We start from the raw sequence: 23,562 nt of genomic DNA on the forward strand, positions 1-23,562 counted from the left end.
GAAATGGAACCCGGCGTTAGTTACTGGGTCAGGCTTGGAATGCTGGAAGGTCAGGAAGCCGTTAACCTGGCAAGCTCGGGAGAGGATTGTCCTCCTGAAAGGCCTGTGATTTCATGGCGCTTGACCTTCCAGGAAATGCCCTAAATTTGCCTTAAAAATCTTGCTCAGTATAATGGACTAAATTTACCTTTAAGGAGGGGGAAGGTGAAAGAGAAGTTCCTGCAAAAAATGCCGTTTTTTGCCGGCCTTTCGCCCGAGGGTATATCCCTCATCGCCAAAGCCCTGAATTCCGGACGCCGGCAGAAAGGCGAAGTGCTTTTTGAAGTAGGAGAGCCTTCCAGTTTCCTGTATATCATAAGAAGTGGATGGGTTCGCCTGGTGGATTCGCAGGGCAAAATCCTGGCCACTCTGGGGCCAGGAAGCGCTGTGGGAGAAACTGATTTCTTCCAAGGCAAGCCTTCCTCAGTAAAGGCTGAGGCCCTTTCCGACCTCCAGCTCTGGGTCCTATCTATGGAATCACTAACCAGCCTTCTGGCCTCCAATCCTTCCCTGGGAATGGAACTAAGCCAGGCGCTGGGCCTTACGATTGCTCCCCTTATTGAACATCTAAAAAGAAAGCTTAGGGGAATTGGAGGCTTCTCAGCCCTTTCAGAGAGAGAACTGGAGACCATCTCTTCCAGCTTTTCCCTGAGGCGCTATCTGCCTGGAGAATTCATCTTTAGGGAAGGAGAACCTCCGCAGGGACTTTTCCTGGTGGAAAGTGGTTCCCTCAACCTCTTCGCTTCCGGAGAAGATGAATTCACAGTCCTCAAAGAAGGGGAAAGCTTCGGAGAGTTCAACCTCCTGACCGGTAGGCCTTACTCATACTCTGCCAGAGCCGCTTCAGAGACTTTCATCTGGTTCTTGGCTGCAGAGGACTTCAAAGCCCTCTCCTCGCAGTATCCATCTCTAAAGAAAACCCTTGGCTCGGCCCTCAAAATTCCTTTGAGCCGCAGAGAAAAAGCACTGGCAGTAGACCGCCTGGCGCGGGTTCCCCTCTTCAAAGGGCTTCCCGAGGAAGCCTTAAAAGCTGTAGCCGCCAGGCTCTCCATGGCCTTCTTCCCGACCGGCGAGGAGATAGTTTCCGAAGGCTCTCCAGGTGATTCCATGTATATTGTGGATACCGGTCAGGTAAAAATCGCCCGCACCGTTGGCCCCCGCCGGACCTATACAATTTCCGATGGGGAATTCTTTGGAGAAATGGCCCTTATAACCGGGCGCCCCCACAACTTCTCAGCCATCGCCTTATCCGATACAGTCCTCTGGACCCTTTATCGGTCGGATTTTGAGGAGCTTTCCCTTCAGTATCCGGCCATAAGTCTGGCTCTGAACCGCCTCCTCGGCGAAAAGCTCATGGAACTGGAACGCCATTACCTGGAAAAAGAACTCCGTCACCTCCGGCTCTTTTCCTCCCTTGACCCTGGAATTCTGGAACATCTCTCCTCTCGCCTCAAGCCTGTGAAATTCAAAGCCGGCGAAATCATCTTCCGCGAAGGAGATCCTGCCGATTTCTTCTACCTGATAGAATCTGGCCAGGTGGAAATAGTGAAAAAGGTCGGCCGGGAAGAAGCCATCATTGCCCTTCTGGGAGAAGGAGATTTCTTTGGGGAAATGGCCCTTTTGAGGGGAACGGAGCGTTCTGCCACCGCCAGGGCCAGAACCGACCTGGAGCTGTGGGAGCTGGAGAAGAAGGACTTTGACGAAATACTCCTCCGCTATCCATCCATAACTGTTTCCCTGAGTAAAATCTTGAGCGACCGCCTCCATCATACCAATTTGCTTCTTACTCATAGACTCCTGGCGGCGCCTCGCAGAGAAGAAGCCATACCAGCCCCTTCGTTTGCTCCGACCGTTAAGAGGCCTGCTGTTTCCTTCCCTGAAATCAAAGTTTCAATTCCATCCCCGGCTTACGGCCTTCAGAGGACAGTAGTAAGTGCCCTGGAAGGCCTCAGGAAAGCCCTTTCCGACTCCGTCGCCTGGTTCAAGGCTCAAAAAAGAGCGACTCAGCTCCGAATTGCGGCTATAATTTTGCTCCTGGCCTGGCTTTGCGGGATAAGCCTTCCTTCCACCGTCATCTCAGCTCTGGGAGCCAGAGACATAACCATACAAACAGTTCAGGAAATGGGCTTCTTAGTTACCCCAACTTTTACCCCAACCTCCACACCTACTTTTACTCCGACTCCAACTGTTACTCCCACTTTCACTCCAACCCCTGTACCTACCGCAACTCCAACAGCGACGTCCACACCCCAGCCTACACCAACTCCCACCCCAACTTTTACTCCTACACCGACTCCTACAAAAGTCAGAGCTGCTGGCGCTGGAACAACCTCTATTGTTTCTCCAATCCCGACACCCACTCCTATCCCAAGGGTCTGGGATGAGCGTCTTAATGCACTGGGGGTAAGGCTTGTGCCTGCCCCTGTTGCTCCTGGGCAGCCCTACTGGATGCTGGTAGAAGCTCGGTGGAACGATGAGATAGAAGCAGGAGGCAAACACAACATTTACATAAAGCTTTTAGACGAAAACGGCAATTTGGCTGTTGGGGAAAGAGTAATAATAGAATGGCCCACCGGGAGGGATGTAAAAGTCATCTTACCTGTTGAGGGCAAGGATTACCCCGTTGACTTCGGCATGTACGGAGTCCTGGGCTCTTACTCAGTATATGTTGAAGGTCTGCCGAGCGACAGGATTGAGGGGCTTGGCCTGGGGGACATCCAGAGGCCTAATTATACGATACACACCTGCTTCTATTTGACCTTTAAGAAGATCAGGAGGTAAAACTTTGAAGGTTTCGGGGGCCTTCCGCTGGGAGGCCCCTTTTTTTATTCCTCTTCTTCTTCCCATTCTTCCCCTACAAATTCCTCAGCCTCGTACATTTGCTCCAGTTCATCGTAGGCCTGCAGGATGCGATAGTATTCCCGTTCGGAGCAGGGGGTGTAAGGGGAGTAAAGGGCAAGTTCCCCACAGCGGGGGCAAAAGACCTCTTCTCCAAGTTCATCTTCCATGTCTTCTTCGCTCAGAGCATATTCAAAATCCAGCCCGCAATCCGGGCATTTGGCTTTAGTTTTATAAAACCTCATGCTTCCTATCCTCCTTAGCGATTTAAGAGCTAAAGGATTATATCACCGCTATTTCCAATGTGCAAGGAACTTGGCTTTACCCACATCCCAGAAGGCATCCAGGGCCTGGAGAAGAAGTTCCAATACGGCCAGGGTAGATAGAGCCCGTCCCGCTCACCCTTCAATCCCTGCTCGCTACCCAGAACAAGCAGCGAATGATGGAGATTCACCAACCGCCGGATGGCTTCCAGGCTGAGTTTGTCCATACGCTCCAAAGATGTGGGTAAAGTCAAGGCCAGGGAACTTTTGACTTCACCTATGCCCCAATGGGCCTTTACTCCTGACTTTCCAGCGCCAGCGACGGACACTGGATTAGCCATGGAGGTTTTCCGGGTTAGAGGATCAGGCCTCAGAACCGTTTGGCGTGTAGAAAACGCGCATGGGGCCCTGGCTTAGACTGTTTTCCAGGTGTTAAGTCGTCTCCCGAAACGTTTTTATCACATTGGCCCGGGTGATAAGGCTTCCCAGGCCTCTGGTTTCTCCGGGGGTTTAGCGGGCCCGCTTTTCTGCAATCCACCTGACAATGGCGGCAAAGGCCTCGGGGTCACGCCCTCTGCGGGTTGCCCCGAGGCCGTCCACATCGGGAAGGGAAAGGATTGCAGAGGCAAATTCAGGGGAAACGCTGCCTCCGTAAATTATCCGAACCCTTTCAGCTACCTCTCCAAAATCCTTCCTGAGCTTTCCCCTCAAAAAAGCGCACCCTTCCTCTATTCGCTCCAGGGAAGCTGGCTCTTCAACCCCTATCGCCCCTTCCGGTTCGTAAACGAAAACCATCCTCGCAATATCATCGGCCGAGCATTCCCGGGTTAAGGTTTCCAGCTGCTTTTGGAGGAACAACTCCAGTTTTCCGGAGAAATTAACGGGCTCTCCTACCAGCAGGATAGGACAGAGACCGGCTTCAATGGCGGCCCGGACTTTGCGGTTCACAAACTCATCATCTTCGCCGAAATGACGGCGGCGTTCCCAATGCCCTAGCATCACCCACCTGCATCCTGCATCCACCAGTAATTGCGCCGAGATTTCCCCGGTCCAGGCCAGGCCAGGGCCAGGGTGAAGGTTCTGGGCTCCGAGTTGTATCCCGCTTCCCTCCAGTTCCTGTCGGGCTACATAAAGGGCTGTGTAGGGTGGGCATATGACTATCTCCACTTTATCTGTGAGGCCTTCCACCAGCGGAAGGAATTTGCGAATAAAAGCCACGGTTTCTGATAGAGTCATGGCCATTTTCCAGTTAGCCAGGGCAAAAGGCTTCCTCATGATTCAAGGAGCTCCCGATAGGTTTCTTTCAGGGCTTTGATAATCTTCTCCCATCGGTATTTCTCGTTTACCAGCTTAAAGGCTTCTTCGCCGAGCCTCGCTCTCTCCCCTTCATCCCTGAGGAGCCGGCAGATAGCTTCAGCAAAGGATTGGGGGTCATTAGCCAGGAGAAGGTGGAGCTCATGTTTGAAGGGATAACCTTCAGCTCCAAGGGTGGTGGAAACCACCGCTTTTTTCATAGCCATCGCTTCAAGGATTTTCAACCGCGTCCCGCCCCCCATACGCATCGGGACTACGAAGACGGAGGCAAAAGCGAGGTAAGGGCGGATGTCTTCCACATAGCCTGTTATTACCACATCTTCCCGGCCCATGAGAGCTTTCAATCGGGGATGGGGGTTTCTGCCCACCACGTAGAAGCGAGCCTGAGGAAATTGTTCCTTAACCTTCGGCAGGATTTCGCGGGCAAACCAGAGGACTGCATCCACATTGGGGCGAAAATCCATCTTACCGGTGAAAACCAGGGTATAAGGGTTCCACTCGCCTGAGGGAGGGCCATGAGGGGTAAAGTTAGCGTAAAATTCCACGTCTACTCCATTGGAGACAACACGAACCTCAAGCCCCGGCACCAATTTCATGAGGGCATCTTTATCCGCCTCTGAAACAGCTATCACCCGGTCAAAGGTGCGACAGACTTTCGCTTCGTAGCGTGCCAGTTTGCCCCACTGAAGCAGGGAGTAGAAAGCCGCACCCCAGTAGCGGGGGTAACGGAGGTCAGTTTCAAAAGCTCTTTTCTGCAATAAATATTCTGCATTCTGATCCCCGAATACGAGGGCTGGTTTTCGGTTATTCCTCCGTCTCGCAAGCCAGAGCCCATATTGAGCAACTTCTATCCCTTCTACGTGGACGATGTCGTAGTGATACCTGGCTGTAAGCTCTTTAAGGCGCTCCAGAAGCTGGGAAGAAGCCTTGCGGTAGACTACATCGGGAAGGGGGGAGGAAAGAAGGCGGATGAAGCGTCTGAACAGAGAATGGACAGGGGCCGGCACAGCTTCCACTACTGAGCAAATTTTCTTTAAGGGCTCAGGGACTACAAGCTCAGAGCTTTCGTAAAAAGTCAGGAGATGAACCGTGTATTCATCGGTCAGGTGACGGAGGAGGTTATAGTTGCGGATGTTGGTGCCCTGATGTGGGGGGTACGGCATTACAGGCATTATGGCCAAAAGCTTCCTCATTTTTCCCTCAGCACCTTTCGGTAAACTTCCAGGGTTTGAGCTGCGGTTTTTTTCCAGGAGAAAATGGAAGCCCTCTTTAAGCCTTTCTCCCTGAGCTCCTGGGCGAACTCAGGTTCTTTGAGGATGCGCCTCATGGCTGCGGCCAGGGCCTCTTCATCTTCTGGATCCACCAGTACGGCTGCGCTTCCAGTAACTTCGGGTATGGAGGCGGCGTTGGAAGCCACCACGGGCAAGCCGCAGGCCATCGCTTCCAGAATGGGCAGGCCGAAGCCTTCGTAAATGGCAGGATGGGCTAAGAGGGAGGCTGCATTGTAAAGGTAGAGGAGCTTTTCGGCAGGAACAAAGCCCAGGAAAAGGACTTCTCTGCGAAGATTAAGCCTGTCCACCATTTCGAAAACGTTTTCCGACAGCCATCCTTTTCCCCCTACCAGGACAAGTTTTACCTCTTCCCGGCACCGTTCTCTCAGGATCCTGAAGGCTTTGAGGAGTGTTGGCACATTTTTACGGGGCTCTATCGTGCTGACGAAAAGGATGAAGCGTTCGTTAAGGCCGAAAAACTCCCGAACTTTAAAAAACGCCTCCCGCGAGTTAATAGGGCGATAAATCTCTTCGGCTGCCTCGTAAATTACCGTTATCTTGGCTTCCGGAACTCCCAGGCGCTCTACCAGGTCTTTTTTGGTCCAGTGAGATACGGCTATGATGTGATCGGCTCTTTCTACGGCCTCTTCAATTTGCCCATAATAGCGTATGCTTTCTTTGGTTAATATCTGGGGGTAAATCAGAAAGGCCAGGTCGTGAACGGTTATAACCGAAAGGCCAGGGAAACGAAAGGGCGGGATGAAGTCGGGACTATGAAGGAGAGTGAGCCTGTGGGGCCAGAGCTCAAGGGGAAGGGTAACCTGCTCCAGAAGGTGGTGAGATGGGGTCCACAGGTAAGCCGTTTTAAAGGGGGGAGAGGCCAGTAAAGTTCTATCTTTGCGGCTCTGGAAGATGAAGAATTCCTCCGGAGGGTTAAGTTCTCTCAAGGCCTTTACCAGGTTGATAACGTAGCGTCCTATCCCTGCCTTGCTGTAATAAGCCATCCTGGCATCAATTCCTATCCTCATAGCCTAATTATCCTTTCCAGGGCCAGAAGTTTTTTCTTCAGCTCAATTCCTCCGCTAAATCCTGTGAGGTTTCCGGAAGCTCCGATCACCCTGTGGCAGGGGATGATGATGGGAAGCGGATTGCGGGCCAGGGCCTGTCCCACTGCCCTGGCGGCGCCTGGTTTCCCCACCCTGGCCGCCACTTCTCCGTAGGTTCTGGTTTGGCCCCATGGTATGCTTCTTACTTCTTCCCAGACCTTTTTCTGAAAAGCTGTGCCGGTGCGCAGATCAAGGGGGAAATTGAAGTTAACCCTTTCGCCTTTGAAATAACGGGTAAGGCATCCTTTAAGCTCCTGGAGGGCGTCTTCAACCGGGGAAGCCTCAGGCCATAGGGCGAGGATCTCTCCAATGGCTTTTTCCTTAGAGGGGCAGGGCAGAGTTATGCTTACAAGGCCCAGGTCCGAAAAGGCCGTGGCCATCCAGCCCCAGGCGGTTTCAAGCCAGGTAAAGCGGATTATTTCTCCCATGAAAATTTCCTCCGATAAGGAGGCCCATTCCTGGAAGCTTCAGTCAAAGGGGAGCGATCCCCAACGAAACTTTCAAACCAGGCCATGTTACCCTGTCTGGCAGCCAGGAGCCAGGAACAAAAGACAAAGGGAAAAGAGAAAATTTGCTTCACGGTTTCAATCCTCCAAAAAATTGAGGGACGGAAACCCGTGTTTTCCCCGCCCCTCGTCGTTGAGATTTTAATCCAATGATACCCATTTTCATGAGCTTTGTCAAAGCTTGGTGGAAGGTGCACTCTTCGGCAGCTTCTGGTAGACTGTTCTGCCCCCTTTAGGGGGTGGTGGAGGTTCCATCAAGGGCTTCTTTCAAGGTTGACAGTCCGCCAGTGCCCGGTTATACTTACCCTCGCAGGAGGGAGAGGTGGAAAAAGAGGCTATTCTGCAGGAAAAAGTGGGGGATAAAGTTCAGTGTTTAACTTGCGAGAGGCGCTGTCTTCTCCAGGAGGGCCAGAAGGGATGGTGTGGGACAAGGGAAAACCGCAACGGCGCCATATATACTCTCACCTACGGGCTGGTTTCTTCTCTCTCCGCTAATCCCATTGAGAAAAAGCCTCTTTACCATTTCTATCCCGGAAGTGTGGCCTTGACGGCTGGCAGTTTCAGTTGCAATTTTGCCTGTCCCTGGTGCCAGAACTGGGAGATTTCCAAATCGCCGCCGGATCCGCTGCGGGCCCGTTTCTTCTCACCCGAAAGTTTCGTTCGGGAAACTATCCGGTGGCGCTGCCAGGGGACTTCCATAAGCTTCAATGAACCCACCCTTTCGCTAGAGTGGTCGCTGGAGGTGTTCAGGCTGGCCAGGGAAAAAGGCCTCTACAACACCTTTGTCACCAACGGCTATATGACCGAGGAAGCCCTCAGGCTCCTGAAGGAGGCAGGCCTTGATGCTATGAATGTGGATATAAAGGGTAGTAAAGAAGCTGTTGAAAAGTTCTGCGGGGCTGATGTGGAGAAAGTCTGGAGGAATTGCCTTTTAGCCAAGGCTTGGGGAATTCACCTTGAAATCACGACCTTGGTCATTCCTACGGTTAATGACGATGAAGATACTCTCAGGACTATAGCTTCCAGGATCTACCGGGAGTTGGGGCCGGAGACGCCCTGGCACGTTACCGCTTACTATCCCGCCTACCGTTTCCGTATTCCCCCAACTCCCGTAAGGACTCTGGAAAGAGCGCGTCAGATTGGCCTGGAAGAGGGACTTTTGTTCGTTTACATCGGAAATATTCCAGGCCACCCAGGGGAAAACACCTGGTGCCCCGAATGTGGCTCTCTCCTTATTGGGAGGTTCGGCCTTTCGGTTACTTCCTTAAGGCTTAAGGATGGCCGGTGCCCCAGATGCGGGCGAGAAATCCCTATCATCAGTGGACCGCCGGGTGGGTGAGCTGAGGATGAGTTCTCAAAGGCTTTTAATCTTGGGCACAGGGGCCTCCCTTTCTTCCAGGGAGAGAGATAATACTTCCTTAGCCTTTGACACTCCATCCGGGATACTCCTTATTGATTGCGCCTCCAATCCCTATCGCCAGCTCCTTATGGCGGGGCTTGACCCCAACCGCCTCTTTGCCATTTTCCTGACCCATCAGCATCCCGACCATGTTTACGGTTTTCCTTCCCTGGTGCATCATTTCATAATGGCCCGCCGGAGTTCCACCCTGGCCGTTTACGCCAATTTCCCAACCCTCAGGACGGCCGCTGCCCTTCTCAATGCCTTTGGCCTCAGGGCGGATTTCCTGCGCTTCTTCAAAGTCTCTGAAGAGAAAAACTACACCCTCTTTGAGGCCGAAGATTTTACCCTTGTGACCACCCCGGTGCGCCACGTAGTTCCTACTCTCGCCCTGCGGGTCAATTCCAGGCTGAGCTCTTCTTCTTTCGTTTACTCAGCGGATACGGGGCCTTGCCCGGAACTTGTGGCTCTGGCCAAAGAAGCTGATATCCTGATACATGAGTGCTCGGTCTCAAGGCCCTCCCAGGGTCACACAACCCCGGCTCAAGCAGCTCAACTGGCTGAAGAATGCGGGGTTAAAAAGCTTATACTCATCCATTTCTGGCCCACTATGGAAATGGAAAAGGTCTATGAGGAGGCTTCTCAGCACTTCAAGGGCGAGATTATCCTGGCCAGGGATTTCCTGGAGGTGGAGTTATGAACTTTTACCCGGTGGACCTTCATGTCCATACCTCCTTTTCTGATGGTGATCTTAGGCCCGAAGAGGTGGTTCGGGAAGCGAAGGCTTCGGGGATAGTTGTCCTGGGCATAACGGACCACGATAATCTTGGGGGTATAGAGGAAGCGCTGGAAGAAGGTAAAGCGCTTGGGGTTGAAGTGGTACCGGGGATAGAAATAACTGTGGGGGAAGTAGAGGGAGGGGAGCGGGTTCACATCCTCGGTTATTTCATTAACCATCGCGATGAGGGGTTGAAATCGCTCCTCCAGGAAGCCATTAAAGCTCGAGTGGAGCAAAAGATGCGCCAGATAAAGTTGCTTCAAGAGTTGGGTTTCAATATAGATGTGGAAGAAGTTTTAGCACGGGCCAGGGGGGTCCCGGGCAGGCTCCATATAGCCCAAGTCCTTCTGGAGAGAAACCCCGACCGTTTCCAGAATATCCAGCAAATTTTTGATGAATACCTCTCCCGAAAGGGGAAGGCTTATGTGCGCCGGGAATATTACGCTTCCATAAGCGAGGCAGCGGAAGCCATCCACAAAGCGGGAGGAGTGGCGGTCCTGGCTCATCCCGGAATTTACAGGCATCCCGATGGGGCTGAAGAGTGGCTCCTGACCCTGAAGGAGCGAGGGGTAATGGGTCTTGAGGTTTCGTATACTTACGACAAAAGGCGCCCATATCTGGGTGCACCGCCCGAGATCACGGAAAAGCTTATCTTGGGTTATTCCTCTTTAGCCAGCAGGCTCGGTTTTCTGAAAACTGGCGGATCCGACTTTCACGGCAACAGTAAGGGGACATTGCTTGGAGAAAAAGGCTTAACCTTTGAAGAATTTGAGGAGCTCAGGAGAGCCTTCAGGAGGTAAACCATGAGAAAGATTGAGCTCGATGGAGAGCATCTGAAAGTGGAAGAAGTGGTGGAAGTGGCGTGCAAAGGAGCGGAAGAGTGCTCTGTGACCTTTTCCTCCAAAGCTGTGGAGAGGATGCGGCGCAGCCGGGAAGTCGTGGAAGAACTGGTGAGAAAAGGGGAACTGGTTTATGGGATAACCACGGGCTTCGGGTACTTTAAGGATAGGGTCATTGAGCTTTCTAAGGTGAGAGAACTGCAGCGAAACCTTGTCTTGAGCCACTCAGCTGGGGTTGGAGATTTCCTTTCGGTTCCTGAGACAAGAGCCATGATGCTTATAAGGGCTAACTCCTTCGCTAAAGGGCACTCAGGGGTGAGGGTTGAAGTGGCAGAGATGCTCCTCAAAATGCTGAACGCCGGAGTTCATCCCCTGGTGCCGAGGAAAGGCTCTGTAGGAGCAAGTGGGGACCTGGCTCCTTTGGCGCACATGGCTCTGGTAATGATAGGGATGGGCGAGGCCCTTTACAGAGGGGAAAGGCTTCCTGGAGCCGAGGCCCTGAGACGTGCGGGGCTTTCCCCCATCTCCCTCGAGGCGAAGGAAGGGCTTGCTCTTACTAACGGCACTTCCTTCATAGCAGCCCTCTCTTCCCTCGCTGTCCACCGGGCCTGGAACCTGGTCCTGGCAGCCGATGTGGCGGGGGCAATGTCACTGGAGGCTCTGTGGGGCACTCTTAAAGCTTTCAGTCCTCTCATCCACCGGGTTCGCCCTTATCCTTCTCAGATGGAGTGCGCAACCTTTATCTCGGCCCTTCTGGAAGGAAGCGGCTTCTTGCGTCCTCCCGGTTCCCCTTATGTCCATGACCCCTATTCCCTACGCTGCATCCCACAGGTCCACGGAGCCGTAAGAGGGGTTGTAAGCTACGTGAAAGACCTCGTGGAGGTGGAAATCAATTCCGCTACCGATAACCCTCTCATTTTTCCGGACGAAGAAATCCTATGCCTCTCGGGGGGGAATTTCCACGGTGAACCCCTGGCTCTGGCTATGGATTATCTGGCCCTCGCTCTGGCTGACCTAGGGAACATTTCGGAGCGGAGGATTGCAAGGCTCTTGGATGAGAAAGCCAGCGGTGGCCTTCTTCCGCCTTTCCTCACCGAAGAAGGTGGGCTCCATTCTGGCTTTATGCTCCTTCAATACACCGCCGCAGCTCTGGCCTCCGAAAACAAAGTTTTGTGTCACCCTGCTTCCGCGGATACCATACCCACATCCGCCAACGTGGAGGACCATGTGAGCATGGGGGCTCTGGCTTCCGATAAAGCCCTTAAAGTTGTGGAAAATGTGGAGACCATAGTGGCCATTGAACTCATGGCCGCCGCTCAGGCTATTGATTTCAGGCGGAAGAGCCTCGGGCCTGAAGCCAGGATGGGCCGTGGAACGGCTGTGGCCTATGAGGTAATCCGCCAAGAGGTGCCTTTCATCGCCAGGGATGAACCCCTTTACCCCCATATCCTTAAAGTGCACAGGCTGGTGAGGGAAGGCATTCTGGTGAAAGAGGTGCTCGGGGCAATGGGAATTCAACCTTCAGGAAACGCATGAAAGGCAGAGGGCTTGTTCTTGTCATAATCCTCCTGGGGTTCGGACTGCGCCTCTGGGGCCTTTCATCCCAGCCTATCTGGTGGGATGAGGCCCGCAACATAGTGGTAGCTTCCAGACCTCTGAGAGAGATCCCCACCTCAGGGGAGCTGGATATACATCCTCCCCTTTATTTCTTCCTTCTCCATTTCTGGATGAGCATTGGAGGTTGGCAATCCCCGTACAGTGCCATAACCCTGGATGAAAGCGGCATCCCTCACGACCAGGCTTTTGCCTTTTTCCTGCGCTTTCTATCTGTCATCTTCGGTACCCTCAGCTTACCCCTTTGCTTCACTTTGGGTAAAGAGCTTGGGGGGCAGACCTTAGCACTGGTGGCCACAATCGCTTTATCCTTAGCTCCCTTCTGGCTTCTGGAAGCTCAGCAGATAAGGATGTATACCGTCATGCTGGTTTTCCTTTTGGCTTCCGGAGCCATGCTTTGGAAAGGGGTGCGGGAAGAAAAGGCCTGGCCGTTTGCAGCCTTCGGAATTTCCGCCGCCTTGAGCCTTCTGACTCATTATTCGGCTTTCTGGGTTCTTGTGGGATGGGGGATTTTCCTGGCTCCGTGGGCCTTGAGGAGAGGGCTCAGAGGCCTTTCCCTGGCAGGCCTTGCCCTGGTTGCAACTATAGTGATCTTCTCACCTCAGCTTCCCAGAGCTCTGAGCCAGACCCTGGGCTATGCTAACCCTAACTTGACTGTTCCGGCTTTCTCTTCCTTTTTGAGGGAGCTTCTTGGAGCTCTGGGAGCTCACCCAGAAATCGCTGGAACCCTGGCCGCAGCAGGGGCTTTTGGCCTTCTGCTTTCCGGCTTGCGGAGGGAAGCCCTATTCCTTCTGAGCTGGCTTATGGTATCAACCGTCCTCTATTACACTTCTTTTTTCCAGAAAGGCGGAGCCTTTGAGCCCCGCTACATAGCTGGAATTTCCCCAGCCCTTTACCTTCTAATAGGAGCTATTTCCCGGTATCACCAGAAAGCCGGCTGGGCTCTCGGGCTTACAATAGCGGGCCTTTTCCTCAGGGGCTTCTTGAAAGAAACTCGTGCTCCCTCTTTCATCCGTGAAGATTCACGAGCCCTTGCCTCTTACCTCTATTCCTGCACTTCCCCCGCTGATGTTATAATCACCGATGCTCCCTTTCCCCTGAACCTTTACTGGCCAGGCTTTAGCCCAGACCAGAAGGGGTTTGCGCGCGCCCATTACCTCTTTGCCGACCTCTATACGCTGCCCGAGACTCTCTCAAAGATAACGGAAGGGAAAAAGCATGCAGTTTTGATCCACTGGTTCAAATCCGATGCTGACCCCCGAGGATTGGTGAAGTTGCTTCTGGACAAACACGGAGAGCTTCTGGAAGAAGTTTCCTTCACCGGCTATCAGGTCTGGCGATACCGCCTTCCGGAAGGTAAAATCCCCTTTACCCTTACTCCTTCACCGGAAGAAGTAGAGGTCAAATTCGGCGATGGCCTTACCCTTGAGCGGGCCGATTGGGGTGGCAGGGAGCCGAATCCTGTTTCCCTCTCGCCAGACCTGGTATCTGCGGCGCCGGGCCACAAAATCTGGGTGGCCCTTTACTGGCACCTTTCTCACCCCACCCGTGAGCCCCTTAAGGTGGCAGGTTACCTCCGAGATGAGAGGGGCTTGACCCTAAGCCAGGATGACCGCTGGCTCCTCAACGACCGCCACCTCCGAACTCCTTTCTGGGGAAGTGGGAACCAAAGCTGGGTTTTCCTCTCCATTCCCGTCCCCCCTGGAACGCTACCAGGCCGATATTGGCTTTACATCGCCGTTTATGAGGAGAACTCCGGCCAGAGGCTTCCCATCCTGGATCAGGCTGGCAATCCGGCAGGGACGGAACTTAAGCTGGGGGAAGTGGAGATTTTGAAACCCCTAAGACCCTTTCTGCCTTCCGAGCTCAAAATCCCCTTCCCCCTGCGGGCTGAGTGGGGAAACATTGCTTTCCTTGGGCATGGGGGAATCCCTTCGGAGCTTGCTCCTGGCCAGCCTCTTCTCTTCAAGTCCTTCTGGGAAGCTCTGGTGTCAGTAGGTTCAGGTTCTGTTGAATTCACCTTGCTGGATGAAAGGGGTAATCCCGCAGTCCGTTGGGAAAAGGCTCTGAGGGGCGCAGCCGGGAGCGAGGGGGCCTGGTGGGAATGGATTGAGCTTCAGATCCCCCCCGATATTTCTCCCGGAAGGTACAGGTTAGCTCTAGGCGAAAAAGTTTTCCTCGGTGAAATCACCATAAAGGGGAGGCCGCACCTCTTTTCCCCTCCTTCTATCTTAAACCCTTTAGAAATCGCCTTTGGTCAGGGCATTGTGCTTAGAGGTTACGAAATTCACTGGCACAGCGGCAGCGTGAAGGTAACCCTGCTCTGGCAGTGTCGGGAGCGAATTGCAGAATCTTACACTGTTTTCACCCACATCCTGGATGCAGAGGGCCGCTACCTGGCCGGCCATGATTCCCCACCTGATGGAGGAAAGGCTCCAACGAATTCCTGGCTTCCGGGTGAGTTTATACTGGATGTGCACGAGATTCCTCTGCCTTCCGGATTTAAGGACGGCCGCTATTTCCTTGAAGTTGGGCTTTATGACTCCTCAGAGGAAGGGCTCCCCAGGCTCCATACACTGGACGGCAAGGATTCGGTTCTTTTACCCCTGAACCCCTGAGCGTTAGCTATGTCCACCAGGGCCAGGATTCCGCCGCAGACCAGGGAGTGCCCGCCCAGAAGCACCGGGATCGGCACTTCTCTGGCTGCGAGGGTGAAGGCCTTCAGCCTTGGCTCCTGAATTTTTTCCGCCAGCAAGAGGTCTGAGGCGAACCTTTCCTCATCGGACGGCCATATACCCCAGTGGGCCATAAGGACCCTTGTATCAAGGATGGCGGCCTGAGCCATTTCCGTCAGCTTCTGGAAAAACCCTTTAGGCCCGATGGCTTCTACCAGGTAGCCCAGGAAGGAGCGCACTTCCCCGCGGCTCAGCCTTCCGCTGGAGCGCATCCCTCGTTCTTCGCTCAGAACCCTTGTCCGGCAGAGGGTTCCTTTCTCCAGCCTTTCCCAGGCGTAGCTCGGGACCCGCCCTGCTGCTAAGATAAAAGCGTTCTCGTCCTTCAGGACCTCCACAACTCGATGTATAACCTCAACGCTGAAGGGCAGCTCTTTCAAAAAGGAGGCGAGTTTACCTTCAAGGCCGGGGTAAGCTTTGAGGATGATAAGGTCTGATGGTGTATCAATATCAAAAGCCGTAGCTGTGGAAGGAGGTGGTATCAGGGGTTTCAGGCCAGCCTCATCCCAGAGCCTCCAGGCCAGGTCGTTGTCAGAAGAGGGTGGGGAGATTCTCTCCAGAGCTTCGGCGGGGGAAAAACCTACCCAATCGCTGGAAAAGAGGTTGTTGGCTACTACAACGCTTTCCCCCATCAGGGCAGAACCTATCTCCGATAGGAACACTGGGGGGAGCAGGGGTATGGAGCCAGCCCCGGTGTAAAAGACTCTCCTGAGCCTGTATCGTGACACGATTCCGAAGAGCCTTTTTCCGAAGTGAAAATCCTCCTGGTCCAGGTCTACTGTAACCTTCATTTCCTGGAATACTTCTGCTGCCTCTGGCCAGTTTGTGGCTACGATAATGGGGTCAAAGCAATTCGCCTTTATAGCTTTCTCCACTGCATCCACTGCTGCGGCCAGGCGGGCTCTCGAGAGGATCTGGCTTATATTCCCCTGGCCCTTTTTAGCCACCATGATGACGAAGCCTATTGCCACCTTTTTCCCCCTTTAAAGTTAAAAGCCAGAAGAGAACAGAAGTAATGGCCCACAGGAGGAGCAGGGCCAGAAGCTTATAGAGCCGGGATGGGAGCACGAAGACCAGGATGCCGAAGAAAAGGCTTACGCCGTAGTAGGCCAGCACGATTTGCCTCTGGGAAAAACCGAGGTCATAGAGGCGGTGGTGGAGGTGGCGCCTGTCGGCCTGGAATATGGAACTTCTGGAGCGTAGCCGCTGAAATATTATCCAGGCTACGTCCATTATGGGCACACCCATAACCAGGAGGATTGTGGCCACTTTAGCCCCAGCCACGATGGATAGGGTCCCCAGGGCATAGCCCAGGAAGAAGGCACCGCAGCTGCCCATGAAAACGCGGGCGGGGTGGAAATTGTAGGGCAGAAATCCAAGGGTTGAACCCAGGAGGGCTAAGGGCAGGGGAACCACACTCAATTGCCCTTCCCTCCACATATGTAGGGCCAGGACGGCCGAAGTTATAGCTCCCACTCCGGTGGCAAGCCCATCAAGCCCGTCCAGGAAATTAACGGTGTTGATCATCCCGGAAATCCAGAAGATAGTGAAAGCTATTACCAGGGGGAAGGGGAAAATTACCAGCTGGTTGGTAAAGGGGTTCATAACCCTTTCAATAAAGACCAGAAAAGCGATGGCGATGAGGGAAACCGCGAGCTGGCTCAGAAGCTGGAAAGGCGGCTTAAGGTTAAACTTATCGTCCAGTAGCCCTATCAGGAAAATAAAGAGCGAACCCAGCATAACCCCGGTAAGCCTGGTAAGCTCTTTTGGATCATTTCGGGGTGGAAGCATGGAAGCGGGTAAAATGAGGGTCAGGGTTACGGCCAGAGCGAAGGAAAGGAAAAGAGCTATGCCTCCAAGGCGCGACTTGATTCCTGAGTGGGCTTTCCTTCCACCTGGAACATCCACCGCCCCCACTTTGAACCCAAGCGGTATGGTGAGGGGGGTCAGGAGGAAGGAGATAAGGAATGCGGTCCCGAAAACTATAGGGAAAGAAATCACCTTTTCAACCTCCTCATCATCTCACTTAAAAGCCAGTGCAGGGCCAAGCAGTAAAAAAAGTTGCGGGAAAAGAGGAAAACCACTCCCGTCGCCACTGCCAGGCTGCCGAGATAGAAAAGGGTGGAGGGCTTCAATTTCTCCCGGAAAGACAGGAATCCCTCCCCCAAGGCGAGAACCCAGCCAATTAGTGTTCCTGCAGGGAGGCCTAGGAGGGTTATGGCGAAGGCCCGGTAAAAGGCCCAGTGGAGCTGAAGGTAAAAAGCCTGTTTAAAAGTGACCAAAGCCAGGCCCGGGTCAGCCCCTTCCGGATCAATCCGGCCGCGAATGAGCCCTATAACCAGCAGGAGCGAGGCGAAGAAAATAGCTGCCTGGATTGAAGGCCCTATTCCCCCAAGCCAGTCAAGGTGGGTAAAGCCCATAAAGCGAGGCAGAATCGCTCCCCTGATAAGAGCGATGGCTGGTATACCCATGAAATATAGCCCGAAAGCTATCTCTTGGAGGACTTCGGCCCATAGTGCTTCTGGCTTCTTAGCTGCCCAGAGAGGCGCAAGGTAATTGGACCATAACCCATAAAGGGCCAGAGAGAGAGCCACCCACAGCCCGGCTTCCAGACGGTAATCCATTGTTTCCCTCCCTCATCCCTACAGGCCCGGGTTAAAAGTGAGAGAAACCACACCTAAATTATAGGTGTGAAAATCTATTTTGCCAAAGGTTCTCCCGGGCAGAACTTTTGGTGAACCCGTAAAGGTGGTAAAATATATGGGGCAGCTCAAATGGACCACTCACATAAGCGCAATGAGTTAGCGATTCTGATACTGCTTTTTATAAGCCTGCGGTTTTTCGCCCTGATGCTCCTCCGGCCCGGGGGCTTCATCACTGACTTTTCCGATTTCCACGTCAGTTTTTTGCCTTTCGCCCAGTGGAGCCGCTATGGACTTTACCCTTACCAGGACTTTTGGATGGAATATCCTCCGCTTCTACCGTGGATGGTGGTGGCGGTGTATAAAGCAAGCCTGCTGCTGCCCCCTTGGGACGACCCCCGCCTCTGGTTTAACACTTTAATAGGCCTGTCGGTTCTTTTGTTTGACACGGGCAACCTGGTCCTCATTTACCTTATGGGCTACAAGCTGTGGGGATGGGAAAAAGGTCGCTTGACGGGGTGGATCTATTTGGGCCTTTTTGCCACTTTTTACACAGCGTTGGGCTGGCTTGATAATATCCCCCTGTTTTTCGTACTTTTGAGCCTTTACCTCTGGATTGGACCATCCCCGAAACTGGGGCTTATAAGAGCTCTGCTTTCAGGGGCGAGCCTGGGGATGGGGTTCATGTTCAAAGTTGTCCCTGCTCTACTCTTGCCGCTGGGGTTCAGAGCCCTGAAGAAAAGGGAATTTGTCCTCTGTCTGGCAGGTTTCTCTATCGTTGCAGGCGTGCTCGCTGTGCCTTTTGTGGTCCTCAATCCGGATATGTTTATCACTTCCTTCCGGGCAATGATGGGTAGAAGCCCATGGGAGACGGTGTGGGCTATCATGAATGGCTATTATTCCTACGGGGTCATAGCTGGAGACCGTTTCTCAACTCCTGAATCTTTCGCTGTATACCCATCGCGTATTCCCGGTTTACTCCCTCTCCTGCTGTGGGGATTGATATATTTCTGGCTAATTTTGCGCCTCCGCCATCAGGGCGAACCCTCTCGTCTTGTCACCTCTGCTTCTTTAGTCTTCTTCTCCTACGAAGCCCTTACCACAGGTTATAGCCCTCAACACATTGTCTACTTCCTGCCTTTCCTCATCCTTCTGATGCCCAACCCCATAGGGGTGGCAGGAGCCATCAGTTTTACGTTGATCAACCTTTTTGAGGCAGTCGGTTACTTCATAATATTTCCCGAAGAGCGCTGGCTCCTGCTGATGGCAGTGCTTCTGCGCACGCTGGGGTTACTTATCTTGGCAGGCATTTGTTTCCTGAAGATCACGGAGCGCCATCTAAAATTCGGACAATGGGCGCTAAAGGCGTGGATTTCCCTTGTAGTTCTTTGCTTGGCGGTGGCAATTGTCCCTCTGGGCAAAGAATACTTTCAAAACCGCCTGGCGAAAACACCGTGCGCCGGCCTTCAGGATAAACTTCAGAGCTACGAAGCAGGAATCAACGTTGTTTTCCTCAGGGGTTCCCTCTACGACTCCCTCTACCCTTACCTCGGACGCAAATTGCGGGCCGTTCTGCTCCCTGAATCGGCCCTGGCCTCAAGTTCTCTGGAGGAAGAAAGGCTGGCTTTCTTTGAGCGGGTAGGCATAAGGGAGAAGTTTTTGGTCATCGTTAACCAGTCGGACCCTTTTGAGGTGGAAGCTCTCAACTGGTTGGAGAAAACCTTCGGGAATGGACTCAGGGTTTCAGAAGCGGGAAGCTGTGTGCTTATGGAATTTGACCGGGAATAGGGCTGGCGCGGTTTTTCTTTTCCTCCTGGCTTTATACATCCTAACCACCGGGCAGACCATCCTCTCAGCCAATGGCTGGGCGATGTTCGCTACCGCTGAAAACCTGGTCCGGCGGGGGTCTATTGACATGGATCAGCTGCTGTGGATGGGCCTCCAGCAGGGTACGCCGGGCCGGGATGGCCACCTTTATTCCCGCAAGCCCCCCGCCCTTTCCCTGCTCTCAATCCCACTGGTATGGCTTGGCCTGGAGCTTCCTGGGCTCAGCCCTGTAAGAACTGTCCTCCTTTTCAATGCTTTTGTTATTTCCATTTCCTGCGGGCTCCTTTACACCCTTTGCCGAAAACTCGGCTATGGGGATTTTGAGGCTCTGGCCGTTTCCCTTGCGGCGGGAATGGCCACCCCTCTCTGGCCATATGCTAAAACTTTTTTCTCGGAACCTCTCGCCAGTCTCGGATTGCTGGGAGCCGTGCTTTCCCTATTTTGCCTGAGAGATTCCAGACGGTTTACCCATTCTTTACTGGCAGGCGTTTCCCTTGGAGTAGTTTTGCTATCAAAATACAGTTTCGCCTTCTTCTTCCCCCTTTTTGCTTGGTTGAAATTGCGGTTTGAATCGGAGACCAGCCCCGCCAGGCGCCTTGTGAGCTGGGCGATTTTCCTGGCCCCCCAGGCCTTAGCTCTGATCTTTTTAGCTATCTGGAACTGGCTTCGGTATGAAGACTTTTTCGATACCGGTTACCTTCCCCAGGAGAGCTTTTCCGCTGTGTGGTGGCAAGGCATACTGGGGCTTACCCTCAGCCCCGGAAAAGGGCTTGTATGGTATGCTCCTTTGCTTCTCCTTTTGCCCCTTGTGGTATTGCAATTTCACCGCCGCCACCGCGAAATCTCCTTCCTGATCGCCACCCTTTCAGTGGGCAGCATTTTGCTCTTTGGGAAATGGTTCATGTGGCACAGTGGCGACTGCTGGGGCCCAAGGTTTCTAATCCCCCTGCTGCCCTTGCTGATGCTTCCCCTCGCTGAAGCCTTCCGAAACCTTCGCCTGCGTCCCATAGCTTTTGTTCTGAGCTTTGGGGGCATTGTAATCCAGTTGCCAGGAATATTTGTCCCATTTGGTCTTTACCGGGAACTTACGGAAGCAAAGGGAATACCCCTCTACGCCCCTGAAACTTTCTTTAATCCCATCCTGTCCCCGTTGATTCTGAGCTGGTCCTTCTTGAAGCCGGAGAACTTCAATTTTATCTGGAAAACAGGGGGAGAGGTTGACTTTCTTTCCCTTGCTCTTCTGTTATTAGTCTGGGGCTTGACTTGGTGGCTTTTCCTCAGGAACACCACCGTAAAGGGGCAGGCAGCTATTTTGCTCGCCATTCTTCTGGCTGCATGCCTGGTTATAGCCCGGGCTGGCAACAAAGATGTCCCCGAGCCTTTGAGGGAAATGCTCAGCTGGTTAGCCCGCCAGGAAAAAGAGGGGCAAGCCATTATTAACCCTCAGCCCCTATGGAGTCCCCATGTTAGTGGCGCTTACCGCGGGCGCCTGCCCGTGTATGGCCTTGAGGACGGACATATTGACCCACCGCCGGAAACGGCGAACTGGCTCGGTAAACTTATGGATTGGTATGAAGGGTTGTGGCTGCTTCCTGCCCCATCCCCGCCGGAAATGAGCGGCATAGAGCGCGTGCTCATGGCTTTCGGTTACAGGGTCAGGGAGGAAAACTTCTCGGGCTTACGGCTGGCTCTTTATCTTTTCCCCAAAGCCGGTATGCACGAGGTGGAAACTAATTTGACTTTTGATGGAGTTCTCCTCGAGGGATACGCCTTCTCGCCCTTCCCTCCGGCAGAAGGTTTCTTGCTCGTTGAGTTAAGGTGGCGCGCCCTCTCCAGACCCGCCCATGACTACCTGGTAATTCTCTCCCTGGTGGATGATAAAAATCAGAAGTGGCTGAGCAAAGCAGGGGTTCCTGCCCTCTGGACACGCCCCACTTCTTCCTGGCAGCCAGGGGAGCGCATCATTGACCGCCACGGCTTCGTCATCCCGGAGGGGCTCCCTTCAGCCTGCTATACTTTGACGCTCCAGCTTTATGAGCCTATAGAAGGCCGTAATCTGCCGTTAATGGAGGGGGACGAAATCCTATCCCTCGGCGAAGTTTGCCTGAAGCCGCTTCAGTGATCTACATTGTGACCCTGCAGATGAGCTCTGGCCAATTTCAGGGAAGCGCTGAAGATGCTGGTTCTCAACAGGCCAGGGTCGCCGCAGCATGAAGCAGCACGCAGCAGAAATTCTGGCCAGCATTATGTTTTATCCTGTCCTGGGTGCGCCACTGGTTGAACCAGCGGATATACGGGCATTAACCGGTCCTCATCCAGCGGCGAACCCTGTTTTCCACCAGGGACGATACCTTTCCTTCCGCCTCCAGTATATCCAGATGCCCGATTACTTCCGAGATGGCCAGGAAACGGTTGATGGGGTCCAGATGCGGAAAAAGTTCAAGGGAAATTTCGTAGGGGGTGCGTGGCCCTTTCTGAAGAACTTTGAGGATTTCCTGTCCCCGCTGGTGGTGAAATCTCAGGCGCTGGTCAATTAAACCAGGAACGTCTTCCACAGGCGGGCCATGGCCTGGAAGGGCCAGCGCTACTGGCAGGGCTGCAATCCGATGTAGCTGGCGGATGTAATCTGCCAGGCGGGAGGGTCGCTTTTCTCCTTCTCGTTCCGGTGGCTCCACAACAGGATTAGAGGATATGTCTCGCAGGAGATGGTCGCTGGAGATAAGGAGCCGCCGTTGGGGCTGGTAGAGACATATGAGCCCCCCGGCGTGGCCTGGCGTGTGCAGGACGACCCACTCTTCATCGCCAAGCCTGACGGTATCCCCATCGTCCAGTGCACCGGTCGGGCGGACCGGAGAAGCAAAGACGGTTATTTGCCTCCGGGCTCGGTCCACCTGCTGAGCTTCCTCCAGGGGCATTCCGGCTTCCCGCACAAGGGCGCTGTGGAAAGCCAGCCAGCGCTCCCGTTCCACTTCATGATCGGCCATCAAAGCAAAGTTAAAACGGTGGGTCAGGACTTCCGGACCAAACTCTTCCGCCAGGGTTCCGGCTAACCCATAGTGATCACTGTGGGCGTGAGTGAGGATCAGACGACCCAGATCGGCAAGGCGGAAGCCCTTTACCGCCAGAGCCCTTTCCAGAGCTTCCCGGGCAGGTCCATACCGGGGCCCGACGTCTATCAACGTCAGGGGATTGCCCTCAGCCAGATACAGGTTTACCGGTCCCACCGGAAAAGGGGTAGGGACCTGAAGGGTGTGAAGGTATGGTGGGAGGGAAGATTGCCAGGAGGTATCTTTCATCTCTGTTGACGAGAGGCGTAGTATTCGCCGTATTTTTTGTCGGTTTTGGCGATATGGGTATAGAGCCAGGAAATGACGAAGGCCACCAGTTCTCGGGCGGCCTTCTGGTCTCCCTGGTCGTATCGCTTCCGGGCTGATAGCACCTCTTCCTTAAGATGCTGATGGGTCTTCCGGTGATCCTCCAGGTCGGGGTAGCCAATCTCCGCCATGAATTGCTCTTCTGCGTTAAAGTGGAAGGAGGTATATTCTTCCACACCCTGGAAGAGCTTCCGGATGCCCTCTTCCCGTTCTCCGCGCTCTACGGCATCGTAGAATTCGTTAAGAATTTCTATCCATCGCTTGTGCTGCTCATCCATCTGGGGGACCCCAACGCTGAGCTCTTCGGTCCACTGAATTTTCATCCCAGCCTCCGTGATTTCGTTTTCTTGAATTATAATTCCGAAGAGAGATAACGCCAAGTCGCTTGCTTTCTTAACTTTACCCACAATTCAGAAAGCATCCAGAGCCTGGAGGGGAAGTTCCATTACAGCCAGAGTGGCTATACCATCTCCTCAGCACCAGATAGAGCTCGTCCCGCTCGCTCTTCAACCCCCGCTTGCCGCTTAGAAGGAGCAAACCACATTCACTAACCGCCGGATGGCTTCCCTATCCTCTGTCTGCCAGCGCTGGTTCAGACCGCAAGGGTAGCTGAACCGGGCAGTAGCCCGGGGTGACCCGACCTCTGCACCAGTGCCCGTAAAGCGCAGAGGGAGCACCACCTCCTCCAGAGAGCGCTCCTACCATCCCTTTACCTGGCGCACCAATAGCGAACGATTGTTTAAACTCTTCCCCCGGGCAGGTCATAAAGGTGAAGGCCTTTGCCGATGAAACGGATCGTCACTCCTGGCCGAGGCTTTTGAGGAGGCACAGGCTGGCTTCAGGAAGTCCCGGTGCGTTAAACTCCATCCGGGTTATAATTGGCACGCTGGCTGCCATGACTTCCCTGGCAGCCTGAGCGAAGATACTCGCTCAGATAGGCCAGAGCTGGGTCTCCCGGAGAGGTCTGATGAGTTTTCAGGCAAACCCCAGGCCCACGAGGGTGGAAAAAATCGGGGGGTA

Annotated in this window: 18 protein-coding genes and 1 pseudogene; 9 read left to right on the plus strand and 10 right to left on the minus strand. The window is 53.7% G+C overall.

The features are described from left to right. Positions 1–204: 204 nt before the first annotated feature. On the plus strand, positions 205–2,820 hold the full coding sequence (locus tag NZ653_07945; protein MCS7287049.1) for a cyclic nucleotide-binding domain-containing protein: 2,616 nt from the start codon (positions 205–207) through the stop codon (positions 2,818–2,820). Positions 2,821–2,864: 44 nt separating this feature from the next. Here NZ653_07945 and NZ653_07950 read toward each other — a convergent pair whose 3' ends face one another. Then, complete coding sequence (locus NZ653_07950) at positions 2,865–3,122, minus strand: hypothetical protein (protein MCS7287050.1); 258 nt, start codon at positions 3,120–3,122, stop codon at positions 2,865–2,867. Positions 3,123–3,341: 219 nt separating this feature from the next. Between NZ653_07950 and NZ653_07955 the strand changes: the two genes are divergently transcribed. Beyond that, positions 3,342–3,557, plus strand: coding sequence for a hypothetical protein (locus NZ653_07955; GenBank protein MCS7287051.1), 216 nt, complete (start codon positions 3,342–3,344; stop codon positions 3,555–3,557). A gap of 93 nt (positions 3,558–3,650) precedes the next feature. Here the strand turns inward: NZ653_07955 and NZ653_07960 are convergent, their stop codons facing one another. From NZ653_07960 to NZ653_07975, 4 genes and pseudogenes are all read right to left on the minus strand, one after another. Then, entirely contained in the window at positions 3,651–4,415 is a 765-nt protein-coding gene (locus NZ653_07960) for a triose-phosphate isomerase (GenBank protein ID MCS7287052.1), read from the minus strand. Then, positions 4,412–5,647: a glycosyltransferase gene (locus NZ653_07965; GenBank protein MCS7287053.1), complete on the minus strand. Its 1,236-nt coding sequence runs from the start codon at positions 5,645–5,647 to the stop codon at positions 4,412–4,414. Before NZ653_07965 ends, NZ653_07960 begins: the two co-directional genes overlap by 4 nt. Next, positions 5,644–6,753 carry a glycosyltransferase family 4 protein gene (locus NZ653_07970; protein ID MCS7287054.1) on the minus strand — a complete coding sequence of 370 codons (1,110 nt, stop codon included), beginning with the start codon at positions 6,751–6,753 and terminating at the stop codon, positions 5,644–5,646. Before NZ653_07970 ends, NZ653_07965 begins: the two co-directional genes overlap by 4 nt. Then, a pseudogene (locus tag NZ653_07975) lies at positions 6,750–7,061 on the minus strand (methylated-DNA--[protein]-cysteine S-methyltransferase). The gene NZ653_07970 and the pseudogene NZ653_07975 overlap by 4 nt, the downstream one beginning before the upstream one ends. Before the next feature lie 598 nt (positions 7,062–7,659). Here NZ653_07975 and amrS point away from each other — a divergent pair. From amrS to NZ653_08000, 5 genes are read left to right on the plus strand one after another with little or no spacing between them, the layout of a single operon-like run. Further along, positions 7,660–8,676, plus strand: coding sequence for an AmmeMemoRadiSam system radical SAM enzyme (gene amrS / locus NZ653_07980; protein MCS7287055.1), 1,017 nt, complete (start codon positions 7,660–7,662; stop codon positions 8,674–8,676). Positions 8,677–8,683: 7 nt separating this feature from the next. Continuing rightward, positions 8,684–9,436, plus strand: a complete 753-nt coding sequence (locus NZ653_07985; GenBank protein ID MCS7287056.1) for an MBL fold metallo-hydrolase — start codon at positions 8,684–8,686, stop codon at positions 9,434–9,436. Next, positions 9,433–10,314: a PHP domain-containing protein gene (locus NZ653_07990; GenBank protein MCS7287057.1), complete on the plus strand. Its 882-nt coding sequence runs from the start codon at positions 9,433–9,435 to the stop codon at positions 10,312–10,314. The genes NZ653_07985 and NZ653_07990 overlap by 4 nt, the downstream gene beginning before the upstream one ends. 3 nt (positions 10,315–10,317) lie before the next feature. Continuing rightward, on the plus strand, positions 10,318–11,889 hold the full coding sequence (hutH, locus tag NZ653_07995; protein ID MCS7287058.1) for a histidine ammonia-lyase: 1,572 nt from the start codon (positions 10,318–10,320) through the stop codon (positions 11,887–11,889). Beyond that, a complete protein-coding gene (locus NZ653_08000; protein MCS7287059.1) occupies positions 11,886–14,585 on the plus strand; it encodes a phospholipid carrier-dependent glycosyltransferase in 2,700 nt (899 codons plus the stop codon). Before hutH ends, NZ653_08000 begins: the two co-directional genes overlap by 4 nt. Here NZ653_08000 and NZ653_08005 read toward each other — a convergent pair. Genes NZ653_08005 through NZ653_08015 form a run of 3 tightly spaced genes read right to left on the minus strand, consistent with a single transcriptional unit; the run spans position 14,504 to position 17,323 of the window. Then, positions 14,504–15,670 carry a hypothetical protein gene (locus NZ653_08005; protein ID MCS7287060.1) on the minus strand — a complete coding sequence of 389 codons (1,167 nt, stop codon included), beginning with the start codon at positions 15,668–15,670 and terminating at the stop codon, positions 14,504–14,506. The two genes, NZ653_08000 and NZ653_08005, sit on opposite strands and share 82 nt — an antisense overlap. Beyond that, positions 15,639–16,700, minus strand: a complete 1,062-nt coding sequence (locus tag NZ653_08010; protein ID MCS7287061.1) for an undecaprenyl/decaprenyl-phosphate alpha-N-acetylglucosaminyl 1-phosphate transferase — start codon at positions 16,698–16,700, stop codon at positions 15,639–15,641. Before NZ653_08010 ends, NZ653_08005 begins: the two co-directional genes overlap by 32 nt. Continuing rightward, entirely contained in the window at positions 16,697–17,323 is a 627-nt protein-coding gene (locus NZ653_08015) for a hypothetical protein (protein ID MCS7287062.1), read from the minus strand. Before NZ653_08015 ends, NZ653_08010 begins: the two co-directional genes overlap by 4 nt. Before the next feature lie 150 nt (positions 17,324–17,473). Here NZ653_08015 and NZ653_08020 point away from each other — a divergent pair, with 150 nt between their 5' ends. Both NZ653_08020 and NZ653_08025 read left to right on the plus strand, forming a co-directional pair. Next, positions 17,474–19,129 carry a hypothetical protein gene (locus tag NZ653_08020; GenBank protein ID MCS7287063.1) on the plus strand — a complete coding sequence of 552 codons (1,656 nt, stop codon included), beginning with the start codon at positions 17,474–17,476 and terminating at the stop codon, positions 19,127–19,129. Continuing rightward, positions 19,101–21,290, plus strand: a complete 2,190-nt coding sequence (locus tag NZ653_08025) for a hypothetical protein (GenBank protein MCS7287064.1) — start codon at positions 19,101–19,103, stop codon at positions 21,288–21,290. The genes NZ653_08020 and NZ653_08025 overlap by 29 nt, the downstream gene beginning before the upstream one ends. A 178-nt stretch (positions 21,291–21,468) precedes the next feature. Here NZ653_08025 and NZ653_08030 read toward each other — a convergent pair whose 3' ends face one another. After that, the gene (locus tag NZ653_08030; GenBank protein MCS7287065.1) at positions 21,469–22,464 is read right to left on the minus strand and encodes an MBL fold metallo-hydrolase; all 996 of its coding nucleotides are present in this window, start codon (positions 22,462–22,464) and stop codon (positions 21,469–21,471) included. Further along, the gene (locus NZ653_08035; protein ID MCS7287066.1) at positions 22,461–22,865 is read right to left on the minus strand and encodes a bacteriohemerythrin; all 405 of its coding nucleotides are present in this window, start codon (positions 22,863–22,865) and stop codon (positions 22,461–22,463) included. Before NZ653_08035 ends, NZ653_08030 begins: the two co-directional genes overlap by 4 nt. Positions 22,866–23,562 lie beyond the last annotated feature (697 nt).

This window comes from Anaerolineae bacterium, assembly GCA_025062375.1.
Taxonomy (GTDB): Bacteria; Chloroflexota; Anaerolineae; order SpSt-600; family SpSt-600; genus SpSt-600.

Coding starts and splice junctions, on each gene's coding strand:
- NZ653_07950 (MCS7287050.1), bottom strand. CDS start 3,122: ATGAGGTTTTATAAAACTAAAGCCAAATGCCCGGATTGCGGGCTGGAT.
- NZ653_07955 (MCS7287051.1), top strand. CDS start 3,342: ATGGCTTCCAGGCTGAGTTTGTCCATACGCTCCAAAGATGTGGGTAAA.
- NZ653_07960 (MCS7287052.1), bottom strand. CDS start 4,415: ATGAGGAAGCCTTTTGCCCTGGCTAACTGGAAAATGGCCATGACTCTA.
- NZ653_07965 (MCS7287053.1), bottom strand. CDS start 5,647: ATGAGGAAGCTTTTGGCCATAATGCCTGTAATGCCGTACCCCCCACAT.
- NZ653_07970 (MCS7287054.1), bottom strand. CDS start 6,753: ATGAGGATAGGAATTGATGCCAGGATGGCTTATTACAGCAAGGCAGGG.
- NZ653_07985 (MCS7287056.1), top strand. CDS start 8,684: ATGAGTTCTCAAAGGCTTTTAATCTTGGGCACAGGGGCCTCCCTTTCT.
- NZ653_07990 (MCS7287057.1), top strand. CDS start 9,433: ATGAACTTTTACCCGGTGGACCTTCATGTCCATACCTCCTTTTCTGAT.
- hutH (MCS7287058.1), top strand. CDS start 10,318: ATGAGAAAGATTGAGCTCGATGGAGAGCATCTGAAAGTGGAAGAAGTG.
- NZ653_08000 (MCS7287059.1), top strand. CDS start 11,886: ATGAAAGGCAGAGGGCTTGTTCTTGTCATAATCCTCCTGGGGTTCGGA.
- NZ653_08015 (MCS7287062.1), bottom strand. CDS start 17,323: ATGGATTACCGTCTGGAAGCCGGGCTGTGGGTGGCTCTCTCTCTGGCC.
- NZ653_08020 (MCS7287063.1), top strand. CDS start 17,474: ATGGACCACTCACATAAGCGCAATGAGTTAGCGATTCTGATACTGCTT.
- NZ653_08030 (MCS7287065.1), bottom strand. CDS start 22,464: ATGAAAGATACCTCCTGGCAATCTTCCCTCCCACCATACCTTCACACC.
- NZ653_08035 (MCS7287066.1), bottom strand. CDS start 22,865: ATGAAAATTCAGTGGACCGAAGAGCTCAGCGTTGGGGTCCCCCAGATG.